This is a genomic window from Rhodoferax sp. P1_F3 (genome assembly GCF_056405715.1).
Window position 1 is genome coordinate 165,885 of record NZ_JBFUBO010000004.1, and the last position, 13,867, is coordinate 179,751.

At 61.9% G+C, this 13,867-nt stretch carries 13 protein-coding genes; 6 read left to right on the plus strand and 7 right to left on the minus strand.

The annotated features are described in order from the left end of the window. Positions 1-62: 62 nt before the first annotated feature. From purL to AC1DZ5_RS08535, 4 genes are all read left to right on the plus strand, one after another. Positions 63-4,088 (plus strand): phosphoribosylformylglycinamidine synthase, encoded by a 4,026-nt coding sequence (gene purL, locus AC1DZ5_RS08520; protein WP_477888021.1) that lies wholly within the window; start codon positions 63-65, stop codon positions 4,086-4,088. A gap of 144 nt (positions 4,089-4,232) precedes the next feature. Further along, positions 4,233-4,871 carry an NAD(P)H-dependent oxidoreductase gene (locus AC1DZ5_RS08525; RefSeq protein ID WP_477888023.1) on the plus strand — a complete coding sequence of 213 codons (639 nt, stop codon included), beginning with the start codon at positions 4,233-4,235 and terminating at the stop codon, positions 4,869-4,871. A 252-nt stretch (positions 4,872-5,123) separates the two neighbouring features. After that, positions 5,124-5,882 carry a hypothetical protein gene (locus tag AC1DZ5_RS08530; RefSeq protein ID WP_477888025.1) on the plus strand — a complete coding sequence of 253 codons (759 nt, stop codon included), beginning with the start codon at positions 5,124-5,126 and terminating at the stop codon, positions 5,880-5,882. Between the two features lie 12 nt (positions 5,883-5,894). Then, positions 5,895-6,806, plus strand: coding sequence for a thioredoxin domain-containing protein (locus AC1DZ5_RS08535; RefSeq protein WP_477888027.1), 912 nt, complete (start codon positions 5,895-5,897; stop codon positions 6,804-6,806). 7 nt (positions 6,807-6,813) lie between these two features. Here the strand turns inward: AC1DZ5_RS08535 and AC1DZ5_RS08540 are convergent, their stop codons facing one another. Next, positions 6,814-7,305 (minus strand): Crp/Fnr family transcriptional regulator, encoded by a 492-nt coding sequence (locus AC1DZ5_RS08540; RefSeq protein WP_477888029.1) that lies wholly within the window; start codon positions 7,303-7,305, stop codon positions 6,814-6,816. Between the two features lie 118 nt (positions 7,306-7,423). On the opposite strand from AC1DZ5_RS08540, the gene AC1DZ5_RS08545 reads away from it, so the two are divergent. Then, positions 7,424-8,608 (plus strand): MFS transporter, encoded by a 1,185-nt coding sequence (locus tag AC1DZ5_RS08545; protein ID WP_477888031.1) that lies wholly within the window; start codon positions 7,424-7,426, stop codon positions 8,606-8,608. Further along, positions 8,605-9,333, plus strand: a complete 729-nt coding sequence (locus AC1DZ5_RS08550; RefSeq protein WP_477888033.1) for an acetyltransferase domain-containing protein — start codon at positions 8,605-8,607, stop codon at positions 9,331-9,333. The genes AC1DZ5_RS08545 and AC1DZ5_RS08550 overlap by 4 nt, the downstream gene beginning before the upstream one ends. Here AC1DZ5_RS08550 and AC1DZ5_RS08555 read toward each other — a convergent pair. The 6 genes from AC1DZ5_RS08555 to AC1DZ5_RS08580 all read right to left on the minus strand — a co-directional run bounded on the left by AC1DZ5_RS08555 (position 9,330) and on the right by AC1DZ5_RS08580 (position 13,786). After that, positions 9,330-10,091 (minus strand): FliA/WhiG family RNA polymerase sigma factor, encoded by a 762-nt coding sequence (locus tag AC1DZ5_RS08555; RefSeq protein WP_477888035.1) that lies wholly within the window; start codon positions 10,089-10,091, stop codon positions 9,330-9,332. The two genes, AC1DZ5_RS08550 and AC1DZ5_RS08555, sit on opposite strands and share 4 nt — an antisense overlap. Before the next feature lie 82 nt (positions 10,092-10,173). After that, positions 10,174-10,956 carry a peptidylprolyl isomerase gene (locus AC1DZ5_RS08560; RefSeq protein ID WP_477888037.1) on the minus strand — a complete coding sequence of 261 codons (783 nt, stop codon included), beginning with the start codon at positions 10,954-10,956 and terminating at the stop codon, positions 10,174-10,176. Between the two features lie 25 nt (positions 10,957-10,981). Beyond that, entirely contained in the window at positions 10,982-11,284 is a 303-nt protein-coding gene (locus AC1DZ5_RS08565; protein ID WP_477888039.1) for a BolA family protein, read from the minus strand. After that, on the minus strand, positions 11,281-11,862 hold the full coding sequence (locus tag AC1DZ5_RS08570) for a septation protein A (protein WP_477888041.1): 582 nt from the start codon (positions 11,860-11,862) through the stop codon (positions 11,281-11,283). The genes AC1DZ5_RS08565 and AC1DZ5_RS08570 overlap by 4 nt, the downstream gene beginning before the upstream one ends. After that, positions 11,859-12,266, minus strand: coding sequence for a peptide-methionine (R)-S-oxide reductase MsrB (gene msrB, locus AC1DZ5_RS08575; protein WP_477888043.1), 408 nt, complete (start codon positions 12,264-12,266; stop codon positions 11,859-11,861). The genes AC1DZ5_RS08570 and msrB overlap by 4 nt, the downstream gene beginning before the upstream one ends. Positions 12,267-12,301: 35 nt before the next feature. Beyond that, complete coding sequence (locus AC1DZ5_RS08580; protein WP_477888045.1) at positions 12,302-13,786, minus strand: protein adenylyltransferase SelO; 1,485 nt, start codon at positions 13,784-13,786, stop codon at positions 12,302-12,304. Between the last annotated feature and the right edge of the window lie 81 nt (positions 13,787-13,867).

Sequence of the window (13,867 nt, forward strand, 5' to 3'; positions counted from 1 at the left end):
TAAAATCGCCGCTCACCCATCCAGCCCTTCGGGCGACGCTTCATCTTTCCTAGGCCACCACCGTGACCCTGCACATCACCTCTTTCGAAGGCGGCAACGCCCTGAGCAACTTCCGTGTTCAACAACTTTTGCCGCTTTTGCAGGGCATCCACGACAAAATTTCGGGCATTTCGGCCCGATTTGTCCATTTGGTGGCGACCGAAACCGCACTGGACCAACCGCTGGCCGGCAAACTAGCCGCTTTGCTGACCTATGGGGATCCGTATGCTGGCGCCTCTGAAGGCGTGGCGATTGTGGTCAGCCCCCGTTTCGGCACGGTGAGCCCTTGGGCCTCCAAAGCGACAGACATTGCCCACAACTGTGGATTTGCTGTCAAGCGCATCGAACGTTTGGTGGAGTACCGCATCACCCTAAAAAATGGCCTGCTGTCCAAGGGAGCACTGAGCACCGAGCAACTGCAACAGGTCGCCGCGCTCCTGCACGACCGCATGACCGAAAGCGCCATGCTGGACCGCGCCCAGGCGCAGGAGCTGTTCAACGCACTGCAGCCCGCGCCCATGGACCATGTGGACGTGTTGGGTGGTGGCAAAGATGCACTGGTCAAGGCGAATACGCAGTTCGGACTGGCCCTGGCCGCTGACGAAATTGACTACCTCGTGAACGCCTTCACCACCTTGGGCCGCAACCCGACCGACGTGGAACTGATGATGTTCGCGCAGGCTAATAGCGAGCACTGCCGCCACAAGATTTTCAACGCGCAGTTCACCATCGACGGCGTGGCGCAGGACAAGAGCATGTTCGGCATGATCCGCAACACGCACCAACTGGCGCCGCAGTACATGCTGGTGGCGTACTCGGACAACGCGTCGGTCATGGAAGGCGTGCAGGTTGAGCGGTTTGTAGCCAAATCGGCCTCCAGCCCAGATGGAATATGCGCAGCAAGCTATGAAAAGCATAGCGAAACCAACCATATTTTGATGAAGGTGGAGACCCACAACCACCCGACCGCGATCTCCCCATTTCCCGGCGCGTCTACGGGCGCGGGCGGCGAAATCCGCGACGAGGGTGCCACCGGCCGCGGCTCCAAGCCCAAGGCGGGCCTGACCGGCTTTACCGTCTCCAAGCTGTGGGGCAGCACCATGGGCAAGCCCGAGCACATCGCCAGTCCGCTGCAAATCATGGTTGAGGGCCCGCTGGGCGGCGCCGCCTTCAACAACGAATTTGGCCGACCCAACCTCTTGGGCTACTTCCGCGAATACGAGCAGACCGTGGAAAGCGACGTGGACACGGTGCAGCGCGGCTACCACAAGCCCATCATGATCGCGGGCGGCCTGGGCATCATCGACGCGGGCCAGACCCACAAGATTGAATTCCCCGCCGGCAGCCTGCTGATCCAATTGGGTGGCCCTGGCATGCGCATCGGCATGGGCGGCAGCGCGGCCAGCTCCATGGCCACGGGTGCCAATGCGGCCGAACTGGACTTTGACTCGGTGCAACGTGGCAACCCCGAGATCGAGCGCCGGGCGCAAGAGGTCATCAACCAGTGCTGGATGCAGGGCGACAAGAATCCGATTCTGGCGATCCACGATGTGGGTGCTGGTGGCCTGAGTAACGCTTTCCCTGAACTGACCAATGACGCCGGTCGCGGTGCGCGCTTTGACCTGCGTGCCGTGAAGCTCGAAGAGTCCGGCATGGCACCCAAGGAAATTTGGTGCAACGAGAGCCAGGAACGTTATGTGATGGCGATTGCCCCCGAGTCGCTGGAACAGTTCCAGGCGCTGTGTGAGCGCGAGCGCTGCCCGTTTGCCGTCATTGGCGTGGCGACGGAAGAGCGCCAGTTGCAGTTGGTGGACGAGGGCGCGGAATCGCCCGTCGACATGCCCATGAACGTGTTACTGGGCAAGCCGCCCAAGATGCACCGCGATGTGAAGACCGTGGCGCGCACCTTCAAGCCACTGGACCTGACGGGTGTGGATATTCAAAAGGCTGTGATCGACGTGCTGGCGCACCCGACAGTCGCCTCCAAACGCTTCCTCATCACCATTGGCGACCGCACCGTCGGTGGCCTCACGCACCGCGACCAGATGGTTGGCCCTTGGCAAGTGCCGGTAGCGGATTGCGCGGTCACACTGGCCGACTTCAAGGGCTTTGCCGGTGAAGCCATGTCCATGGGCGAGCGCACGCCGCTGGCCGCGCTGGACGCACCAGCATCGGGCCGCATGGCCGTGGCCGAGGCCATTACCAACTTGCTGGCTGCGCCGATTGAGTTGCCGCGCGTCAAGCTGTCCGCCAACTGGATGGCCGCTTGCGGCGAAGCCGGTGAAGACGCCGCGCTGTACGCCACCGTCAAAGCTGTGGGCATGGAGCTGTGTCCTGCACTGGGCATTTCCATCCCCGTGGGCAAGGACAGCCTGTCCATGCGCACGCAGTGGAAAGACGAGGGCGCGGACAAAAAGGTGACTTCGCCCGTATCCCTGATCGTGAGCGGATTCGCCACGCTGCAGGACGTGCGCGGCACGCTGACCCCGCAACTCAATGCGACCGAAGACACCACGCTCGTCTTGGTCGACTTGGGCAAGGGCCAGCACCGCATGGCCGCCAGCATCCTGGCGCAAACGCTAGACCAGACCGGCGACACCGTACCCGATCTGGACGATGCCAAGGACCTGGTCAACCTGGTCAACGCCGTGAACGCGTTGCGTGCCAAGGGCCAAGTGCTGGCCTACCACGACCGCGGCGACGGTGGCCTGCTGGCCACGGTGGCCGAAATGGCGTTTGCCGGCCGTGTGGGCGTGGCGCTCAATGTGGACATGCTGGTGACCGAAGGCGACGGCATCAGCGACAGCCGCATGGATGTGGGCGACAGCAAGAACTGGGCAGGGCAGGTGGGTGCCCGCCGGGACGAACTCACGCTCAAGGCCCTGTTCAGCGAAGAACTGGGCGTGGTGCTGCAGGTGCGCACATCTGAGCGCTCCGAAGTGATGGCGACGCTGCGCGAACACGGTCTGTCCAAGTTCAGCCACTTCATTGGCAAAACGCGACCCGCCGCTGACGCCATTGCCGCCGGCAAGGGCGAGCTGCAAATCTGGCGCGATGCCAAGAGCATCTTTAGCGCCAAGCTGGCCGACTTGCACCAGGTGTGGGACGCCGTGAGCTGGAAAATTGCCCAGCAGCGCGACAACCCCGTGTGTGCCGATGCCGAGCACGCCGCCGCGGGCGCCGAAAAAGACCCCGGCCTGCACGTTTATCTGCCAAACAAGGCGCTAGCCCTCGTGGAATCTTCGCAAGCAGCTACTAAAAACGTAGCGCCAGCCATCCTGAAGAACCGCCCCAAGGTGGCCGTGCTGCGCGAGCAAGGCGTCAACTCGCACGTGGAAATGGCCTACGCCTTCACCGAAGCCGGCTTTGAAGCCTATGACGTGCATATGACCGACCTGCAGACCGGCCGCGCCAAATTGGCCGACTTCAAGGGCGTCGTGGCGTGCGGCGGTTTCAGCTATGGCGACACACTGGGCGCGGGCATCGGCTGGGCGCGCAGCATCACCTTCAACGACGGCCTGTCCGACCAGTTCAAGGCTTTCTTTGCCCGCCAGGACACCTTTGGCCTGGGCGTGTGCAACGGCTGCCAGATGTTTGCCGAGCTGGCCGACATCATCCCCGGCGCGCAAGACTGGCCGCGCTTCACCACCAACCAAAGCGAGCGTTTTGAGGCACGCCTAAGCTTGGTGGAAGTGCTGGAGTCGCCCAGCCTGTTCTTCAAGGATCTGGCCGGCATGCGCCTGCCCATTGCCGTGGCACACGGCGAGGGCTTTGCCAACTTCAAGTACCGCGGCAACGCTAACAAGGCGATTGCGGCCATGCGCTACGTGGACAACAGCGGTGCAGCGACCGAGGCCTACCCGTTCAACCCCAACGGCAGCCCCGGCGGCCTGACCGCAGTGACCACGGCCGACGGCCGCTTCACGGCCATGATGCCGCACCCCGAGCGCGTCTTCCGCAACATCCAGATGAGCTGGACCAACCTGGACCAGGACGCCCACAGCCCCTGGATGCAGCTCTGGCACAACGCGCGCAAGTGGGTGGGTTGACGCGCGGATAACATATTTTGTGCGCCTTGGCTTGGCGCAGGTAAATGAGGGGAGCCGGCTCCGTGAATTCGGGCCCGCGCCCTTGTCTTTTGGCCAAACCGCCCAAAATACTTGCCATAGCAATTATTTTTGAAAGTTCCCGACATGTCCGACCTGATCAACAAACTGCAATGGCGCTACGCCACCAAGAAGTTCAACCCCGCCAAGGTGGTGCCTCAAGAGAAGGTGGACCGCATTCTGGAAGCCGTGCGATTGACCGCCACCTCCAGCGGTCTGCAGCCCTTTGAAGTTTTTGTGGTCACCAGCAAAGCGGTGCGTGAGCGCATCAAGCCCATTGCCTGGAACCAGGAACAAGTCACCGACAGTTCGCACCTGCTGGTCTTCGCCGCCTGGGACAACTACACCGCCGAGCGCATCAACGCCATGTTTGACCTGGTGAATGCCGAGCGTGGCATCAAGAACGAAGGTTGGGAAAACTACCGCCAAATGCTGCTGGGCACGTATCCCCAGCGCGATGCCGAGGTGAACTACCAGCACGCTGCTCGCCAAGCCTACATTGGCCTAGGCACCGCCCTGATTGCCGCCGCCGAAGAGCAAGTCGATGCCACGCCCATGGAAGGCTTTGACCCCAAGGCGCTGGATGAGATCTTGGGCCTGCAGGCACGCGGCCTGCGCAGCGTGGCGATTCTCCCCCTGGGCTACCGTGCAGAAGAAGGCGACTGGCTGGTGAACCTGAAAAAGGTACGCCGCCCGCGCGAGCAATTCATCACCGAAGTGGCCTGAAACGCCACGGCGTTCTGATCTCCAAAGGGCTGGTATTTACCAGCCCTTTTTCATGCGCGTCGCTTTGTGGCTCGCGATGGAGAAGTCAACTTTTTCACTTTTTCAAGGAATAAATTCTTATTTGAAACAGATTGTTGCAATTGACGCGCATGGCTCTCCAGGCCGCTGCGGGGCGATCGATAAGCTTGCGCGCGGCATGACACCAGTTCGGGGGGCGGCCACTTTTTTAATCCGAAGCGCAAGGGAGAGAGCATGACAACAAAGACAGCAGGCCAATGGGCCTTGGTGTGGGCGATAGGTGCGAGTCTGGTGGGCGCGGCCCATGCGGCAGAGCCCGATGTGGGCGGCATCCGCCTGGGTATGGATGCGCAGGAAGCGCTGAAGATTGCCAACAATGATCTGCAAAACAAGGTTTACGTAGACACCTTCAAAACCACGCTGAACCTGACCATAGACGGCAAGACCGGATCTTTCGACAACTACACCTTCGGCCCCAAGTTTTCCAACGAAAACAAGATCCTGAACTTCAGCATTTCGCCGTTGACCAACAAAGTCTGGGCGATTACCAAGAATGAATACGTCGCCGGTGACCGCCCTGCGCTAAAGGCCATTGCGGATGCCGCGGCCAAGTACGGCAAGCACGACCCCGCCAGCATCAAAGTCACCGGTTACAACCAGCATTGGATGTACGACAAGGCCGGCAAGGAGATTGAGTGGGTCAACGTCTATGACAAGCCCCGCAATGGCAATTGCTTTGAGTCGCTCAAGGACTATTCCATTGGCGGTGGGCGTATGCGAGGTTATCTGTACTACCCCGTGGCGCCCACCACGGCATGCGCCACGCTTTACAGCGTGTCAGCCAAGTCCAGCAAGCAAGACGGGCTGGCGGACCAGTTTTCGTCCTTTGCCATGGACGTGGGCGCCTTTGTCGACTGGTTCAAGGTGATGGATACGCAGCGGAACAAGGCGCTGGAAGAAGAAAAAAACCGCGCGGCCAAACCCGCACTCTAAGGAACCCCCACCATGTTCCATTTTTTTGAATCGACACCGCTGGCCACATCGCGCGTACGGCGCACATTGCTGTCCGCGCTAAGCCTGATTGCGGCACTGTTCACGATGGCTCCCGCGCAGGCGGACATCAAGAGCGTGAGCGCGGAGGTTGCCAAGCTCTACAGCAATGGCCGGGTCAGTGAGACCATCTTCCAGGACCTGTACCGCATTGACTTTGGCCCCAACTCGGCCCCGTATTACGTGAGCGAGTCCGTGAGCCTGATTCTGCAAACAGACGGTACCCAGATCACCCAGTGGACCCAGCCGATCAGCAAACCCGCCCCGATCAGCGATGAGGAGAAAAGTGGCGTGCTCAACGCCATCATCCACAACATCCGCTTTGACAAGCTGATCCAGCTCAAACGCGGCAAGGGCACGAACCGCATCCTGTTGCTGTCCGCGTACGACTGCCCGTTCTGCATCAAACTGGAGCGCATGCTGGAGAGCGCGGGTGACAAGGTGGACGCCACTTTCTACATCGTGCCCGCCACGCTGAACCCCAGCGACAAGGCCCGCCAGGACAAGGTGCACAACATCTGGTGCGCCAATGACAATGCAGAGACTTGGCACCAGGGGCTGGTCAAGGCGAGCCAGCAATACCCGGCCGGGGATACCGTCGCCGGTTGCACCTGGGGTGACCTGGACCGGCGGGACATGGCCATCCTGCTGCGCAGCCTGGGAACGAAGCAGATCGGCTATCCCTTCATGGTGCCGGACAATGGCCAACCCGTGGTGGCCGCGCAGGATCTGCCCCTATTTCTTGAGCAGATCAAGACCGGGGCAGAAAAGCAGTTTTGGGCCCCCAAATACCGCGCGGTTTTTCCCGTAACAGAGTACGCGCAGTTCCGGGCTGACAAGGCGGGGCCGCGCGGCTGGTACAAATAGCCCGAACTCAGGTGACTGCCAGCCGCTTGTTGACATCCACCAGGCGGCTGGCCAATACCGCGCCCAGGGCCTGGCTCAGCGCCAGGGCCACGCCGGGGTGTTCGTGGGCCAGGGCGGCAAACTGGGTCTGCTCCATTTCCCACACTTTGCAGTCGCTGTAGGCGGCCACCGATGCGCTGCGCGGCAGGCCGGAGAAAAAGCCACCTTCGCCCACCACGGTGCCCGGACCCAAGATGGCCAGGTGCACCAGACCGGTGTCGATCTTCATGTCTACCTTCAGGTCGCCAGCCTCCAAAAAATACAGGGAACGCTCCCGCGCACCCTGGGCAATCAGCAGCTGCCCGCGCTGCAGTGTGGCGGGCCGTACATACAGCGTAAGCACGCTCCAGCGGTAGCCTTCCAGAAATTTGCCCAGCGTACCTTCGCCCGCATTGCGGGCAATGGCCGCCACCAGCGGGGCAACATCGTGGGAACCGGACGTAGGACTGGACGTGGCCATGGCAGTTTCTCCTTGCGAACGACAGGCGTCGCCGCACGCATAGGTTACCCAGTTATGTCCTGCACTGTCCAGCGCTTCCCGTCAGGCTGATTCCAGCCTGTACACTGCGGCGCTTCCCATGTCCAAAGCACTCCCCACCCATTGGCCCAGCGTGATCACGCTGTGGCTGTGCGGCATTGTTGCCGCCATGCAGTTTTCCAAGGTCTCGCTAGCCTTTATGGCGCTGCAGAGCCACTACGCGGTGTCGGCCGCCAGCATGGGCTGGATCTTGTCCACCGTGGGCGTGGTGGGGTTGTTGTGCGGCGTGACCATGGGCTTGTTTGCGCCGTCCATCGGCTACCGACGCCTGCTGCTGACAGGCCTGGGCCTGGGCACCGTTCTCGCCCTGGTGCAGTCGTTTCTCCTGCCGTTCCCGCTGTTCTGGGCTACGCGCGCCTTCGAGGGCGCCTCGCACTTGGCGGTGGTGGTGGCGGCTCCCACGCTGATGGCTGCCAGTGCCGGGCCCGGCCACCGCTCGGTGGCCATGGGCTTGTGGAGCACGTTTGTGGGTGCCGCCTTCGCCATCTCGGCGGCCGTATTGCCGCTGGTGCTGGCGCAGCTGGGCCTCAGCGCGGTGTTTTATTTGCACGCCACGGTACTGGCGCTGGCCTGGGTAGCGGTGTGGATGCTGGTGCCAGGGGACGCCGTCCCCATGGGGACCCACCCGCGCCCGGCCGTGGCCGCATTGCTGGCGCAGCATGTGGCTATCTACACCCACTGGACCACGGCGCTGCCGGGCCTGTGCTTTCTTTGCTACACCTTCATGGCCGTAGCCTTGTTGACTTTTCTACCCACGCTGACCGGCACTGACCGCCTGTGGATGGCGGCGGTGCTGCCAATGATGAGTGTGGCGGGCACCTTTTGCGCAGGCTGGTTGGCGCAGTACTGGCTGTCGCCGCTGGTGTTGGTGCGCACGGCCTTCATGGCGGTAGCCGCCGTGGCGCTGGCTGCAGGCGTTAGTCTGCTAGCAGGCTGGTGGTTGCCGCCCGTGGCGCTGCTGCTGATGTTCAGCGCCGGGGTGGCGGGTGGCAGTGCGTTTGCGCTGATTCCCTTCCTGAATGACCAGAGCGCGCTGCAGGCCCGTGCCAATGGCGCCGTGGCGCAGCTGGGCAACCTGGGTTCCACACTGGGCCCTCCCACTTTTGCGCTGGCCATGTCCATCTGGGGTGGCCCGGGTCTGGCGGGTGTGGGCGTACTGTGCGCCTGCGTGGGCACGGGTCTGGCGCTCTGGGGCATGCGCCACTACGCGCGCCTGCAGTCATGAAAACGCAACGCCTGGACGGTCTGGACGTGCTGCGGGGCCTGGCCCTGCTGTGGATGACGGCATTTCACTTCTGCTTTGATCTGAACCAGGCGGGCTACCTCCACCAGAACTTCTACAACGACCCGCTGTGGACCTGGCAGCGCACCTGCATCCTGAGCCTGTTTTTGCTCTGTGCCGGGGCGGGGCAGGCACTCTCTTTGCATCAGGGCCAGAGCTGGGCGCGGTTTGGGCGGCGCTGGCTGCAGATTGCACTGTGCGCGCTGCTGGTGACGGCTGGCTCGGCGCTGATGTTTCCCAAGAGCTTTATTTACTTTGGCGTGTTGCACGGCATGGCGGTGATGCTGGTCATCGTGCGCCTCACCGCGTCGTGGGGGCGCTGGCTGTGGCCACTGGGTGCCGTCGCCATTGCTATGCAATCGATAGCTGCTCGCGCAATCGATACGGGGGCTACGGGCACTTTCTTCAATGAAAAGTGGCTGAACTGGCTGGGCCTGATCAGCCAAAAGCCTATCACCGAAGACTATGTTCCCCTCATTCCCTGGCTGGGTGTGATGTGGTGGGGCATGGCTGGAATGCAGTGGTGGCTGCGCAGTGCCCCGGCCAAGCGCGCCAACGGCCGTTGGCTGCGCCCCCTTGCGCCTGTCGGTGTGTTGGGCCGCTGGAGTCTGAGCTACTACATGCTGCACCAACCGGTGCTGCTGGCGGGGTTGTGGGTGGTGGCTTAGCGCTGCGCGCGGCGCGGCTGCAGCAGCTGCTGGGCTTGCTCGGCATCTAGCATGTGGGCACGCAGGCCCGCGATGGCGCTGGCGTGGAGCTGGGAGACACGGGCTTCGCTGAGCCCCATATGGGTGCCGATTTCGCGCATCTTGTGTTCGTCCACGTAGTACAGGTTCAATAGCTCCTGCGCCTGCGTGCTGAGCGTGAGCAGGCTGCGGGCCAGGGCCTTGCGGAAGGCAGCGCGCTCCAGCAACGCCAGCGGGTCGGTGTCGTTGCCCGCGCATTGCTCCAGGTAGCTGTGCAGGTCGGCATTGGCATCCAGATCATCCAGTGACACCAGGTGGTAGCCATGCGCCTGCTGCAATAGCCGACGGTAGTCTTCCAACGACATCTGCATGGCCTCGGCCACTTCGCGTTCTACCGGGGTGCGACCCAACTGGTGGCCCAACTGCTGGATGGTGGCCTCCACCTGGCGCATGGCACGGCGCATTTGGCGCGTTGCTGGGTCCAAGGCGCGCAGGCCGTCCAACATGGCGCCGCGCGCACGTTGGGCCAGGTAGTGTTCGAATTCCGCCCCCGAGGTCTCCCGGGTGGTGCGGATGATGGCGTCGATCAGGCCCAGAATTCCGTCTTGCACCAGGTCATCGGTCAGCACATGGGAAGGCAGGCCATGCGCCATGGTGCGGGCAATTTTGCCCACTAAAGGCACGTGCTGCTGCACCAAGCGCTGCTGCGCGGGATGGCTGATGTCGTGCTTGGTGGTCATGGGCCATAGCCTAAAACAAAAAAACGCGGCCAAAGCCGCGTTTTATCGTGAGAAATCCCAGCTATTCAAGCTAAAGTTTTGCTTACTCCACTTTGGCCTTGGCGCGCAGGTCTTCCTGGAACTTGCCCATTTTTTGCTGGGTCAGTTGCTGGGCGATCTGGGGCTTCACGTCGTCAAACTTGGGCAACTGGGCGTCGCGCACGTCGTCCAGACGGATGATGTGGTAGCCGAACTGGGTCTTCACAGGCGTTTCAGTGATCTTGCCTTTGGACAGTCCGGTCAGCGCTTCCGAGAACTCTTTCACGTAGTTACTGGCGCTGGCCCAATCCAGGTCGCCACCGTTGGCACCGGAGCCTGGGTCCTTGGATTGCTTTTTGGCGATGTCTTCAAACTTGGCGCCTTTTTTCAGCGAAGCGATGATGGCCTTGGCTTGGTCTTCCTTTTCCACCAGGATGTGGCGGGCGCGGTATTCCTTGCCAGCATTGGCAGCGGCAAACTTGTCGTACTCGGCCTTGATCTCTTCGTCGGTCACCGGGTTCTTTTTCTGGAAGTCGGTGAACAATTCGCGGATCAGAATGGACTGGCGAGTCAGTTCCAGTTGGTTCTTGTAGTCGTCGGTAGCGTCCAGACCGCGGGCCTGGGCTTCTTGCACGAAGATTTCGCGGGCGATGATTTCTTCCTTCAACTGGCCCTGCATTTCGGGGGTCACAGGGCGGCCGGAGCGCTTTACCTGCTCAGCCAGTGCATCCACACGCGATTTGGGAACGGCTTTGCCATTTACGATGGCAATGTTCTGGGCCATGGCGGCCGATGCCGCGGCCAGCAGGGTGGCTGCGGCCAGGGCGGTCAAAATCTGCTTCTTCATACCGGTTCCTTCAGGGATACTTTTATCAAGTGGGGGTGCTGCCAGAGGGCGAGTCTTCGGCCTCAATGGCCAGGGCATGCAGGCCCTGATCAATGAAATCTTGCAGCGCATCATACACAAGGCGATGGCGTGCTACGCGGCTCTTGCCTGTAAACAATTGTGAAGCGATGCGCACCCGAAAATGGGTGCCCACGCCCGTATCATTGGCGCCCACATGGCCCGCATGTTGGTAGCTTTCGTCTATCACTTCCAAGCGGGTAGGGGCCAGCCGCTCGCGCAGGCGCAGCGTCAGGTTGTCGGCGGTGGGGGCCAGGGTCGCAGCGCTCATGGCGACGGGCTGTCCTCGGAGGGCTCGTCGTTCTTCAGGTGGGGCGCGATGTACAGGCCCTGGCCAATCAGAAAGACCAGCGGGAACACATAGCCCCAGAGTTTGAAGTTAGCCCAGGCGTCTTCGCTGTAGTACATGGCCACATAGCCATTGCTGATGGCCATGAAGGCGGTGTAGAACACCCAGGCCACATTGAGCCGGTGCCAGATCGCATCGGGCAGGTCCAGCTGGCTGCCCAGCATGGACTTGAGGAAGTTGTTCTTCATACCCCAGATGGCCACGGCCAGTGCAATGGCCATGCCCGCGTACAGCACGGTGGGCTTCCACATGATGAAGCGCTTGTCATGCAGGGCCAGCGTGATGCCGCCAAACACCAAGATCATGCCCAGCGTGATCTTTTGCAGAGCAGTGAGCTTGCGGTCTATCCAATACAGGATGGCCATTTGCACCACCGTGGCTGCCATGAGCACCGGGGTGGCGAAGTAAATGGCTTCGTCCTTGCCCACGCCAAACCAGGCGTGCAGCTTGTACGCCGCAAAAAACAGAAGAATGGGGATGAAGTCGAGGATGGTTTTCATGCAGGCGTGAAGTGTAGCGAGGCCGAGTTCATGCAATAGCGCAGGCCGGTGTCGGTGGGGCCGTCATCAAACACATGCCCCAGGTGCGCGCCGCACTGGCTGCACACGGTTTCCACGCGTTTCATGCCGTGGCTGGTGTCGGTGATTTCGGTGATGGCGCCAGGCACCGCCAGCGAGAAGCTGGGCCAGCCGCAGTGGGCGTCGAACTTGGTGTCCGCATCGAACAGTTTGTTGCCGCAGCAGATGCAGTGGTAGCTGCCATCAGCCCACTGGCGTTCATATTTGCCGCTGAACGGGCGCTCGGTGGCGGCGTGGCGCGTGACCTGAAAGGCCACGGGCTCGGCGCCTTTCTCGGCCAGCAGGGCTTTCCATTCGTCGTCGGTCTTGGCTACGGGATAGGGCATGGGGTGTCCTTTAAGAGAGTGAACAGGGCAAGGGGTTAAGAACTGCAGCTGATGGCGATGCTGCCCGCCCAATCCGGCGGGAAGTCGGCCCAGGCCGCGTGCTCCTCATGTTCGTCGAACGGGCGCTCCAAAACTTTCAGTAAATCTGCCACCACAGTGAAATCCTTGCGCTTGGCGGCTTGGATGGCTTCTTCGCCCAAATGGTTCCGCAGCACGTACCTGGGGTTGGTCTTGAGCATCAAATCGGCCGCTAGCCCGCGTGGAATATGCGCGAGCAGCTCTGAATACGATAGCAACCAAGCATCAAACCCGGCCCGGTCGAGAAACAGGTCGCGCACCGAGGCATCGTCGGCGCGCTGTTCGCGCGCCCAGTGGCTCAGGCGGCGCCAGAAGATGGTGAAGTCCACCTTGTCGGCAGCCAGCAGCTTCAGGATGTCTTCAATCAGCGGGCGCTGGGCTTCCTGCAGATCTGCAAAGCCCAGCTTGGCCGCCATGCGCTGGGCGAATGCCAGCGGGTAAATCGCCTTGAAGGTCTCCAACGCGGCAATCGCCTGTTCCTGCTCTGCTATCAGTGGCATGAGCGCTTGGCCCAGGCAAAACAGGTTCCAGTACGCCACATTGGGCTGCTTGTAGAAAGCGTAGCGGCCCTGGTGGTCCGAATGGTTGCAGATGTGGCCGGGGTCGTAGGCATCCATGAACTGGAAGGGGCCGTAGTCGATGGTCAGCCCCAGGATGCTCATGTTGTCGGTGTTCATCACCCCGTGGCAAAAGCCCACGGCCTGCCACTGCGCCACCATCTGCGCGGTGCGCTCGGTCACCGCAGCGAGCAGCGATACGTAAGGGTTGCCGCCCCAACGCACATCGGCGCGGCAAGCCGGGTAGTGGGTGTCGATCACAAAGTCGGCCAGCACCTTGAGCTGGTCGTGCAGGCCATGGTGGCAAAAGTGCTCGAAATGGCCGAAGCGAATAAAGCTGGGCGCCAAGCGTGTCACCACAGCAGCCGTCTCAATTTCCTCACGCCGCACCGGCGCGTCCGAACCCGTCACACACAGCGCACGCGAGGTGGGAATGCCCAGGCCATGCATGGCCTCGCTGCCCAAAAATTCGCGGATGCTGCTGCGCAAAACGGCGCGCCCATCGCCCATGCGGGAAAACGGGGTCAGCCCCGCGCCCTTGAGCTGCACTTCCCAGCCCGGTGTTTCGCCCAGCAGAATCGCGCGGCCGTCGCCCAACTGACCGGCCCACTGGCCAAACTGGTGCCCGCTGTAGACACTGGCCAGCGACAGACCGCCGGCGAACGGGCGGTTGCCGGTGAACGCCTGCAGGGCATCGTCAGACTGCAGCCACTGTGGGGCCAGGCCCCAAGCCTGCGCGGCGCTGGTGCTGCGACCTACCCAATAGGGTGCTGGCAAGGGGGTGGGGGAGAGCGCGGCGTAAAAGTCATCGCCCAGCGTGGCAAAGCGATTGACCCAGGACAAACCCACATCCAGCGGGTCGTCCAGATGTGACGAAATAGACATGGCTGAATTGTCCCGCATATGACTAATGCAGGCCTTCTCCAGGGGCTTGGTGGGATTACGATGCGGCGACGCATGCGCGAC